This window comes from Streptomyces marokkonensis (assembly GCF_039539045.1).
Taxonomy (GTDB): domain Bacteria; phylum Actinomycetota; class Actinomycetes; order Streptomycetales; family Streptomycetaceae; genus Streptomyces; species Streptomyces marokkonensis.
In genome coordinates this window covers 1-9,583 of sequence record NZ_BAABCQ010000228.1, presented here as the reverse complement: position 1 = coordinate 9,583, position 9,583 = coordinate 1, and the positions used below count along the sequence as shown (strand labels likewise).

The following is a 9,583-nucleotide window of genomic DNA, read 5'->3' as shown; positions in this document are numbered from 1 at the left end:
CGGACACAAGAGGTCAACCGACCAAACAGATCCGGTCAAAGCGACACTTGTCACTTTGACCGGATTTTTGTCGCGGTGGACGTGATCCGGCCCTCTGCGGGTTCGCAGTGTTGCTCCGGTTGGGGGGCGGTGGGGTGGATCAGTTACCGCGGTCACCGTCGGCCCGCCAGGGTGGACACCGCCGCGTCGAGGCTCGCCGTCAGATGGCCTCCGACGTGTCGGCGGGTCCACGTCAACTGCTCGGAGGAGTAGCGTCGGGGCACGGCCTCGACCAGCATGATCAGGTACAGATAGCAGCGGTACAACTCCAGGCGCAGACGTACCGAGTCGGTGAACGTGGCGTCGCCCCCGGCCGCCGCGTACCCGGCGAGGAAGTCGGTGTCCTTCTCGATGTCGTCGAACAGCGAGAGTGAGACGAACTCAGCGACCGGGTCGCCCCAGAACATGCGCTCTGCGTCAATTACGCCGCTGAGTCCTCTGGCTCCCTCGGCTCCGTCGAGCAGCAGGTTCCCCTGCCACAGGTCGAAGTGGACGAGAACGGGACGGGTCACCTCGTCGAACACGTCCCCGGCTGCGACGATCACCTGCCGTACCTTCTCGACGGGGCGCGGCAGTTCCACTCCGTAGGCCACCGCGTCGTTCAAAACGGCGTCGGTCATGGCGGTGAAGGCCCCCCTCCAGTCGTCGGCCGCAGGGCCGAACGGCTGGGCGGGATAGCCGAAAGCCGGTCCCGTCACGGTGTGCAAACGGGCGACGACCTCGCCCAGCTCTCGCCGCGAACTCGCCCGTTCACCGGGCGCCAGAGACGCGTCCGCCTCGTGCCACGGGACGCCGGGGCGTTCGGACATGACGAGGCCCGACACGACGGGCGGCTCGGCCGAGGTCTCCACGTGGACCAAGCGGGGAACCGGCACCCCCGGCACGTCCCGCACCGCGGTGTAGTACGCGACCTCGCCGCGCAGCAGATCGTGCTCGTACCGCAGCGTGGACCCGCGGCGCGGGGAAGGCGGGGCTACGAGCGCAAGCCGGCCTACCCGGCTCTGGAGGCCAGTTCCGACCGACGGGCCCTGTGGTGACCGCGCCCAGAGCGGCTCCCGTGCCGATGACGAGCCACCTTCGCCGACGTGTGTACGGCCGTCCCAGCAGTGGGGAGAACACGCCACTGACGCTGCCCTGTTGAGGACCCACGGGTTCCGACATGGAGGGATCCTGTGACCTGGGGCGGTCGCTGGTCCGCACCCGTTGTCACACGGTGAGCGAACGCTCAGCGTGCGAACGGTGCTGGTCACCGGGTGGTCGGGAGGCCGAAACGGGAAGGGGAGCAGTGCCGTTCGGCATTCCCGGTTCTCCGGGCGCGCCGGCGACGCCGTGGAAAACCCGGTGTGGGGCCGCTCCCGTCCTCCCTACACTCACCACGACACCGAGAACGAGTGAGGGGGGCCGGACCGTGCGTATCCGTACCGCTGCCGTCGTCCCCCCGCCCCGGTACGAGGTGATCCTGGTGTCCTCGGGTGTCCGGTGCCCGCTGCGCGGCCGGCACCGGATGCCCGCGACGAACCGCTGACGCGCCGTCGCTCCTGCCGTTCCACGGTGGGCCGTCTCCGCGTCCTGTCCTCGTCCCGGGAATCGCGCCGCCCTGTTCACGCGACAGCGAAAGGCCACGGGCCGTGCGCACCCACACCAACCCTCTCACCACCGTCCGCAACCTGGGCATCCTCGCCCACGTCGACGCCGGCAAGACCACCGTCACCGAGCGCGTCCTCTACGTCACCGGCACCACCTACAAGCGCGGTGAGGTCCACGACGGCACCACCGTCACCGACTTCGATCCGCAGGAGCGCGATCGCGGCATCACCATCTTCGCCGCGGCGGTCAGCTGTTCCTGGGACGGTCACCGGATCAACCTGATCGACACCCCGGGGCACGTCGACTTCGCCGACGAGGTCGAGCGCTCCCTGCGCGTGCTGGACGGCGCGGTCGCCGTGTTCGACGCCGTCGCCGGTGTGGAACCGCAGAGCGAGTCGGTGTGGCGGCAGGCCGACCGGCACGGTGTGCCGAGAATCGCGTTCGTCAACAAGATGGACCGGGCGGGAGCCGACCTCGACACGGCCGTCGCCTCGATCCGCGAGCGGCTGCACCCGGTTCCCCTGGTCGTGCAGCTGCCCATCGGTACGGAGGACGGCTTCACCGGCGTCGTCGACCTGCTGCGCATGCGTGCTCTGACGTGGGCCGACGGCGCGGAGGCGGCTGAGGAGGGGCCGGTGCCCGACGCCCTGCGCGAGGAAGCGGTACGCAGGCGGCGACTGCTGGAGCAGGCGGTGGCGGAACGCCACCCGGCCGCGCTGGAGGAGTTCTGCGACCGGCAGACGCTCGGCGCAGCCACCCTCGCCGCCGCCCTGCGCGACCTGACGCGCGGCGGCGACGGAGTGGTGGTGCTGTGCGGCTCCGCCTACCGCAACCGTGGTGTCGAACCACTGCTGGACGCCGTAGTGACCTACCTGCCGTCGCCGTTGGACGTACCTCCGGTACGCGGCACCCACGACGGCACGGAGCAGGACCGGCCCGCCGACCCGGCGGCACCGATGGCGGCACTGGCGTTCAAGGTGAACGCCACCCCGACGGGACGGCTGACGTACCTGCGGGTGTACTCGGGCACGCTCGAGAAGGGAGACACCGTGTGGAACGCGGGCACGCGCCGCACCGAGCGCATCGGCCGCATCCTGCGAATGCGGGCCGATCGCCACGACCCGCTGGAGCGGGCCGTCGCCGGGGACATCGTCGCGGTGGTCGGGCTGAAGTCGGCCCGCGCCGGCTCGACGTTGTGCGCGCCGGGCGCCCCACTCGTCCTGGAGCCCGCGGGTGTGGCCGAGCCGGTCGTGCACGTGGCGGTGGAGGCCCGTCGCTCCAGCGACACCGACCGGCTGGCCTCGGCGCTGGCCCGGCTGACCGAGGAGGACCCCTCGCTGGCCGCGCGGACCGACCCGGAGACCGGGCAGACCGTGCTGTCGGGCATGGGCGAACTGCACCTGGAGGTGGCGGTGGAGCGCGTCCGGAGTGAGCACGGCATCGAGGTCGCAGTCGGCCGCCCGGGCGTGGCATACCGGGAGACGGTCGGTGCGGGCGTGTCCGGTTTTGTCTTCCGGCACGTCAAACAGGACGGCGGCGCGGGCCAGTTCGCGCATGTCGTACTCGACGTGGAGCCGTGGCAGGAGGAGACGGAGGCAGGCTCCGAGGAAGGCGGTTTCGTGTTCCGCTCGGCCGTCGTCGGCGGGTGCGTGCCGCGGGAGTTCGTCCGGGCCGTCGAGGTCGGCTGCCGGGACGCACTGGCAGCGGGCCCGCTCGGCGGGCACCCGGTGACCGGCCTGAGAGTAACGCTCACCGACGGCCGGACCCATGTGAAGGACTCCTCGGACACGGCCTTCCGCACCGCGGGCCGGCTCGGTCTCCGAGACGCCCTACGCGCCTCGGTGATGGTCCTGCTGGAGCCGGTCGTCGAGGTCACCGTCACCGTGCCCGAGGACGGGGTCGGCGGCGTGCTCGGCGACCTGGCCGCCCGCCGCGGCCGGGTCACCGGCTCCGACACGCGGGGCGGTGCGGCGATCCTCACGGCCACCGTGCCGCTGGCCGAACTGTTCGGCTACGCGACCCGTCTGCGCAGCCGCACCCAGGGCCGAGGCACCTTCACCGCCCGGCCCACCGGCTACGCACCGGCACCGGCACCGCCGGCGACACCGGCGCGGTAGCGTGCCGGGCTGTTCCCTCCCGCGCGGGAGGGAACAGCCCCGGACCGGGCGGCGGGTCAGGAACAGGACACCACCGCCGGCAGCACGGTCGACGTCCGCGAAGTCGGCGCGCCGTCTCGTCGATGACACATGCGTACTGTCTCGCCGAGCACGGGGCGGGAACCGGAGAGGGGCCGCCTGCCCCTCTCCGGCGTGCCCGTTCGTCAAGGCGCGGCAGGCGCGGACCGACCCGGCAGGCGCGAACAACCCGACCGGGACGACACGTTGGGAAGTGGGCGGTGCGGCATATTCCGCTGAGCCGGACGGAATAATCGCATACATGCCAAAGATGGCGCGTAACACGCTGATCGTCGTCCTCCTGATCTGGAGCGGGTTCGCCTACCCGTGGTTCGACAGGGGCTGCGACATCGCGGAGGCGTACACGGCGGTCTTCGAGTACGGGGTGCCGCAAGGTCTTGAGCCCTTCCCGGCCTGCTACGGCTGAGAACCCGATCCGGACCTTGACGTTGCGCTGAAACCGGTCGCTACTTGTGCAGTGGACGTTGGGCGGCTGTCCATGTCTGTGTCAGAAGTGAACGGAGAGGATGGCGCATGTTCGTCCCCGGTCTTCGATCCATACGGTGCAGATGAAGAAGAGGCAGATGAAGAAGAGACTGTGCGGTGCGGCTGTCGTCCTCGGGGTCCTGGTCACGGCGGGCGCACTACCGGCGCAGGCGTCGGCACCCACCGTCCAGCCAGGCCGACATGCCCTGCCCCTGGGCCCCACGGACCTGTCCGAGACCCGTACCACCACGACACTCCAGCCGGGCGTCACCCTCACCCGCATCGTGCGCGGCGCCGAAGACCCGTCGCTCGACCCGGCACTGCACTGGACGGTCGAGGTCTCCATCCCGGGCGGCGACACGTCGCCGGACCCCGACGCGCCGCCGACCGCGCTGAAGGACTGGGCGAGCGCCGACGAACTGGCCGGCGAGCTGAAGCGGGACGGCTTCCAGGCCCGGGTGGAACAGGTGGCCACACCGAAGACCGCCGACTACGCCGGCGGCACCCTCGGTTGGCGGGTCCGCATCGGAACGTACGAGTCCCAGTCCGCCGCGACGACCGAACGCACCCGCCTCCGGGCGGCCGGCTACTCGGGATCCGCCGTGTACACGGGCTGGGACGGTGACGCCACGGACCGCGGCCCATGGCGCGTCGACGTGCTCACCATCGACCCGCGCAGGTTCCGCGGGAGCCTCGACGCATCGTACGGGCCCGATCTGGAGCAACGGGAGACAACCAGCGAACTGTCGAAGTCGGCCGACGCCACCGCCGCGGTCAACGCCGGATTCTTCGTCCTCGACCCCAAGGCGGGCGCGCCGGGCGACCCGGCAGGCGTGGGCGTGTACGACGGACGCCTGCTGAGCGAGTCGGTGGCCGGCCGCCCCAGCCTGGTGATCCGCGACAACGGCCGACGAACGGAGGTCACCCGTCTCACCTGGCGAGGCCGGATCACAGGTCGCGAGTCCACCCTGCGCCTGAACGGTGTCAACCGCGTCCCCGGCCTGATCCGGAACTGCGGCGGCACCGAGGGTGACGCCCCCACCTCCCTGCCCCTGCACGACGTGACGTGCACCAACCCCGACGAACTGGTCGCCTTCACACCGGACTACGGCCGGCACACCCCGCAGGGCGACGGTCTGGAGGCCGTACTGGACGCCCACGACCGGGTCGTGGAGCTGCGCTCACCACGAGGCGGAGAACTCCCGCCGGGCGGCAGCTCCGTCCAGGCGACCGGCCGACGTGTCGCCGACCTGACCACCCTCGCGCACACGGGCCACCGGCTCCGCGTCAGCACGACCCTGCTCGACGAACGCGGCCACCGGGTCTCACCCTCACCCCGGACCGACATCCTGAACGCGGGTCCCGAACTCGTCCGCGACGGACAGCTCCACGTCACGCCCGCCACCGACGGCATGGTGCGCCCCGACGACCCGAGCTGGTACTACGGCTGGGTCCACAAGCGCAACCCGCGCACCCTGGCGGGAGTGGACGCCGCCGGCCGCACCGTCCTCGTCACCGCCGACGGCCGCAGCACCGACGCCCTCGGGCTCAGCATCGGCGAGAGCGCGAGGGTGGCCAAGTCACTGGGTCTGCGCGACGCGGTCAACCTCGACGGGGGCGGCTCGACGACGATGGTGGCGCACGGCGACGTGATCAACGCCCCGTCGGACGCCGCAGGCGAACGGCCCGTCGGTGACGCGCTGTTGGTTCTGCCCCGCAGGCGCGGGGACTGACGTCCGGATTGCCGCACGGAGACTCGGAGACCCGCAGACACACGTCCCGGAGTCCGGAGTCCCGCAGAACACGAGGCCCGAAGACCCGCCCCAGCGCGACGAACCCACCCCAGGGAGCCGCCATGTTCGCGAACGTGCCAACCACCCTGACCCCCCTCAGAGTCAGGGTCCTCCTGATCCTGACCGTCCTACTGGCCACCCTCGCACCAACCGCCCCGGCACTGGCCACCGGGCAGCAGCCCGCCGCCCGTCCCGGCGCCGAAGTCGTCGCCGTCACCCAGGTGGCGGACCGGCAGGTCGACCTGTCGGTCCGCTCGACGGCCCTCGGTGGCCGCACGGTCGACGTCCGCCTCCTGACCCCGGACGGCTGGAACCCGCACGACCGGCGCCGACAGCACTGGCCCACCCTCTGGCTGCTGCACGGCTGCTGCGGCGACTACACGTCGTGGACGAGCATGACGGACGTCGCGCAGACCGACAGCCTGCGCGACGTCCTCGTCGTCATGCCCGAGGCCGGCTGGAACGGCTGGTACAGCGACTGGTGGAACCACGGCGAGGGTGGCGACCCCGCGTGGGAGACCTTCCACACCGTGGAGCTGCGCCGCCTCCTGGAACGCGACTGGGGCGCCGGTAACGACCGTGTGGTCGCCGGCCTGTCCATGGGCGGCCAGGGCGCCCTGCTGTACGCCGCCAGGCACCCCGGTATGTTCAAGGCGACAGCGGCCTACTCCGGCTCCGCGCATCCACTCCTGAACGACGAGTCGGTCAACCGCATCATGGGCTTCTTCGCCGGTCAGGGCGACGACCCGCTCCGCGTCTGGGGCGACCCGGTCGCCCAACGCCGGATATGGCAGGCCCACGACCCCTTCCACCTGGCCGGACGACTCAGGTCGATCCCGGTCTACCTGTCCTGCGGCGACGGCACCGCGGGGCCCTTGGACCCACCGGGCGCAACCAGCGCCCTGGAGGCCGACTTCAACCGGCAGAACCATGCCCTCGCGGCGGAGCTGAAGCGAGTGGGGGCGCGGCACCTGACCACCAACTTCTACGGCCCCGGGACCCATGGCTGGGCGTACTGGGAGCGGGAGTTGCACGCTTCACTGCCGATGCTGCTGAGGGCGCTGGGCAACGGCCACTGAATGGGCGACGGCGACGGCCACGGCCGTCCAAGGGCACGGCACGACCGGCGGCGACCACCGCCGACCGGCACGTCAGTGCCGGGGCCGGTCAGTGCTCTGGCCGGTCAGTGCTCTGGCCGGTCAGGTTCTCGGATCGGTCAGCGTCACCGGGCGGTCGGGCCCGCGGTACGGCAGGGTCTGGCTGTAGACGACGCTGGTGGTCGTACTGCCGAAGCCGGCCAGCTCGTCCATGAGGGTCTCCAGATGCCCCATGGAGGTCGCGGCCACCTTCAGGGTGTAGCAGTCGTCCCCCGTCGTACGCAGACACTCCAGGATCTCGTGTCGCTCGTCGAGCAGCCGCCGTAGTGGCTGGTGGTGGTTGCCCGGGTACTTCAGGCGGACGACGGCGAGCACCGGGTAGCCGACCTTCGCCAGGTCGACCGTCGCCCGGTAGCCGGTGATGACACCCAGCGCCTCCAACTGGCGGACCCGTTCGGTGGTGGCGGACGGGCTGAGATTCACGCGCCGTCCCAACTCACTGAGGGACACGCGGGCTTCCTGCTGCAACTGGCTGATGATCGCCCAGTCGACGTCGTCGAGATTCGCGGTCATGGCGCGATCCTACCGGCAGTTTCACGGCAGAAACCCGTGAGGACCAGGAGAACTCTCTTCATTCCCTCGTGGTCGCGGGGATAGCCTCCAGCCATGGAACTTGGCGTCAACGTACCGAACTTCGGACCCGGGACCGACCCCGGTGTACTGCGAGAGTGGGCCCGGACCGTGGAGGGACTCGGCTTCGGACTCCTCATGGTGTCGGACCACGTGACCGTCACGCCCGACGTGGCCGAGCGGTACCCGGAACCGTTCTACGAGCCGTTCACCACACTGTCCTGGCTGGCCGGCCTGACCACCAGGGTGCGCCTCGGCACGACCGTACTCGTCCTGCCCTACCGGCCACCGCTGCTCACCGCCCGCATGGTCACCAACCTCGACCGGCTCAGCGGAGGCCGGCTCGTGCTGGGAGTGGGCGTCGGCTGGGCGCGCCAGGAGTTCGACGCGCTCGGCGTACCCTTCGGCGCACGCGGCAGACTCACCGACGAGCACCTGGAAACTCTGCGGAGCAACAACCCCACCTCCGTGCCCATCTGGGTCGGCGGCAACAGCGAGGCCGGTATCCGGCGGGCCGTCGGACGCGGTGACGCCTGGCACCCGTTGCACGGCACCCTTCCGTGGATGCGCTCGGTCCTGGCCCGCCACACCCTGCCGGGGTTCGCTCCCCGCATCGCCCTGAGGCTGACCGGCACACCCGTCGACGACCCCGAGCGCATCGCCGGCGTCGGCACCCTCGAACAGGTCCTCGACGACCTCGACCAGCTGCAAGCGCTCGGCGCCGAAACCGTCGTACTCGACCCCTACCCCGGAGACCCCGAGGAGACCCGGCGGCCCGACGCGGCCTGGCAGGCGCTCACCGCCGTCGCCACCCATCGAAGGACGGCATCGTGATCACCTCCGCCGACGAGGCACTCCTGCGCCGCGCGATCGCCGTCGCGGCCCACGCAGTCACCCTGGGAGACGCCCCCTACGGTTCCCTCCTCGCCGCACCGGACGGCACGGTCCTCATCGAGGCCCACAACACGGTCCGACGCGACGACGACATCACCGCCCACCCGGAACTGAAGCTCGCCCGCTGGGCAGCCCGCGAACTCACCCCCGACGCCGCCTCCCGCACCACCCTGTACACCAGCTGCCAGCCCTGCGGCATGTGCGCCGGCGCCCTCGTCCGCTCCGGCCTCGGCCGTGTCGTCTTCGCGATCTCCACCGAGCAGCTCGTCGAGCTCAACCCCCAGTCGGGTGCCTGGCCGACGATCCCGCACGACGGACCGGCACTGCTCCCCGAAGCCCGCGCGCCGCTCGACGCGTACTACCTGTCCTGACGGCCGCGAGACAGGGCCCGGCAAGTCCGGTCCCGGCCCGCATGCCCGGCAATTGGTACGACGACCTTCCCGCGCCCGCCGGTGGCAGTGTGAACGGCCCTCTCTTCGCTCTGGCCGATGCGCAGACGTGGCCGAACCGAGCAGCGCCGCTACGGCGCCGCGTACCGCAGACTGCGCGAGTTCGAGGAACGGACGCGGCGGTTCGCCGAGCTCAGCAGGGAGGCGGCCGAGCCGACCCGTGACGGCATCGGCAGCGGAGCGGGTCGACCGTGGGAATGACGTGTGGTCACCAGTCGCGCATCCTGCCGGTCCAGGGCGGGCCTCTCGGCCAGGGAGGTGATGCGTCGGGGACATGCGGGGGGATACGGCGGCGAGCCGGGCGCCGTGGTCGGGCCGTGGTCGGTGATGTCTGCCTCGTGCCGCTGCGGGGATGGCGGCGCGAGGTCGCAGTACGGGCACCGGGCGCCACTCGCTTGTGCCGGGTCCGTGATGAAACCCGGGGCTGTCGGTGA

10 protein-coding genes are annotated in these 9,583 nt (G+C 71.2%); 8 read left to right on the top strand and 2 right to left on the bottom strand.

Translation table 11 applies throughout. From position 1 onward, the window contains the following. Nucleotides 1-152 precede the first annotated feature (152 nt). A complete protein-coding gene (locus tag ABEA26_RS33110) occupies nucleotides 153-923 on the bottom strand; it encodes a phosphotransferase family protein (protein WP_345597373.1) in 771 nt (256 codons plus the stop codon). Between ABEA26_RS33110 and ABEA26_RS33105 the strand changes: the two genes are divergently transcribed. From ABEA26_RS33105 to ABEA26_RS33085, 5 genes are all read left to right on the top strand, one after another. Beyond that, nucleotides 891-1,076, top strand: a complete 186-nt coding sequence (locus ABEA26_RS33105; protein WP_345597375.1) for a hypothetical protein — start codon at nucleotides 891-893, stop codon at nucleotides 1,074-1,076. The genes ABEA26_RS33110 and ABEA26_RS33105 overlap by 33 nt on opposite strands. Before the next feature lie 591 nt (nucleotides 1,077-1,667). Further along, a complete protein-coding gene (gene fusA, locus ABEA26_RS33100) occupies nucleotides 1,668-3,743 on the top strand; it encodes an elongation factor G (protein WP_345597371.1) in 2,076 nt (691 codons plus the stop codon). A 319-nt stretch (nucleotides 3,744-4,062) separates the two neighbouring features. Continuing rightward, nucleotides 4,063-4,227 carry a hypothetical protein gene (locus ABEA26_RS33095; protein ID WP_345597369.1) on the top strand — a complete coding sequence of 55 codons (165 nt, stop codon included), beginning with the start codon at nucleotides 4,063-4,065 and terminating at the stop codon, nucleotides 4,225-4,227. 157 nt (nucleotides 4,228-4,384) lie between these two features. Continuing rightward, nucleotides 4,385-6,019: a phosphodiester glycosidase family protein gene (locus tag ABEA26_RS33090; protein WP_345597368.1), complete on the top strand. Its 1,635-nt coding sequence runs from the start codon at nucleotides 4,385-4,387 to the stop codon at nucleotides 6,017-6,019. A 122-nt stretch (nucleotides 6,020-6,141) separates the two neighbouring features. Further along, on the top strand, nucleotides 6,142-7,158 hold the full coding sequence (locus ABEA26_RS33085; protein WP_345597367.1) for an alpha/beta hydrolase: 1,017 nt from the start codon (nucleotides 6,142-6,144) through the stop codon (nucleotides 7,156-7,158). Between the two features lie 120 nt (nucleotides 7,159-7,278). On the opposite strand, the gene ABEA26_RS33080 is transcribed toward ABEA26_RS33085, so the two are convergent. Then, nucleotides 7,279-7,749: an Lrp/AsnC family transcriptional regulator gene (locus ABEA26_RS33080; protein WP_345597366.1), complete on the bottom strand. Its 471-nt coding sequence runs from the start codon at nucleotides 7,747-7,749 to the stop codon at nucleotides 7,279-7,281. Between the two features lie 93 nt (nucleotides 7,750-7,842). Between ABEA26_RS33080 and ABEA26_RS33075 the strand changes: the two genes are divergently transcribed. The 3 genes from ABEA26_RS33075 to ABEA26_RS33065 all read left to right on the top strand — a co-directional run bounded on the left by ABEA26_RS33075 (nucleotide 7,843) and on the right by ABEA26_RS33065 (nucleotide 9,350). Continuing rightward, nucleotides 7,843-8,640, top strand: a complete 798-nt coding sequence (locus ABEA26_RS33075; RefSeq protein WP_345597364.1) for an LLM class flavin-dependent oxidoreductase — start codon at nucleotides 7,843-7,845, stop codon at nucleotides 8,638-8,640. Continuing rightward, the gene (locus ABEA26_RS33070) at nucleotides 8,637-9,071 is read left to right on the top strand and encodes a nucleoside deaminase (RefSeq protein ID WP_345597363.1); all 435 of its coding nucleotides are present in this window, start codon (nucleotides 8,637-8,639) and stop codon (nucleotides 9,069-9,071) included. The genes ABEA26_RS33075 and ABEA26_RS33070 overlap by 4 nt, the downstream gene beginning before the upstream one ends. A 117-nt stretch (nucleotides 9,072-9,188) precedes the next feature. Then, entirely contained in the window at nucleotides 9,189-9,350 is a 162-nt protein-coding gene (locus ABEA26_RS33065; protein ID WP_345597362.1) for a hypothetical protein, read from the top strand. The last annotated feature ends 233 nt before the right edge of the window (nucleotides 9,351-9,583 follow it).

Excerpts from the sequence above, each read along its gene's own strand:
- ABEA26_RS33085 (WP_345597367.1), top strand. The coding sequence starts at position 6,142 with ATGTTCGCGAACGTGCCAACCACCCTGACCCCCCTCAGAGTCAGGGTC.
- ABEA26_RS33075 (WP_345597364.1), top strand. The coding sequence starts at position 7,843 with ATGGAACTTGGCGTCAACGTACCGAACTTCGGACCCGGGACCGACCCC.
- ABEA26_RS33065 (WP_345597362.1), top strand. The coding sequence starts at position 9,189 with ATGCGCAGACGTGGCCGAACCGAGCAGCGCCGCTACGGCGCCGCGTAC.
- ABEA26_RS33080 (WP_345597366.1), bottom strand. The coding sequence starts at position 7,749 with ATGACCGCGAATCTCGACGACGTCGACTGGGCGATCATCAGCCAGTTG.
- ABEA26_RS33095 (WP_345597369.1), top strand. The coding sequence starts at position 4,063 with ATGCCAAAGATGGCGCGTAACACGCTGATCGTCGTCCTCCTGATCTGG.
- ABEA26_RS33090 (WP_345597368.1), top strand. The coding sequence starts at position 4,385 with ATGAAGAAGAGACTGTGCGGTGCGGCTGTCGTCCTCGGGGTCCTGGTC.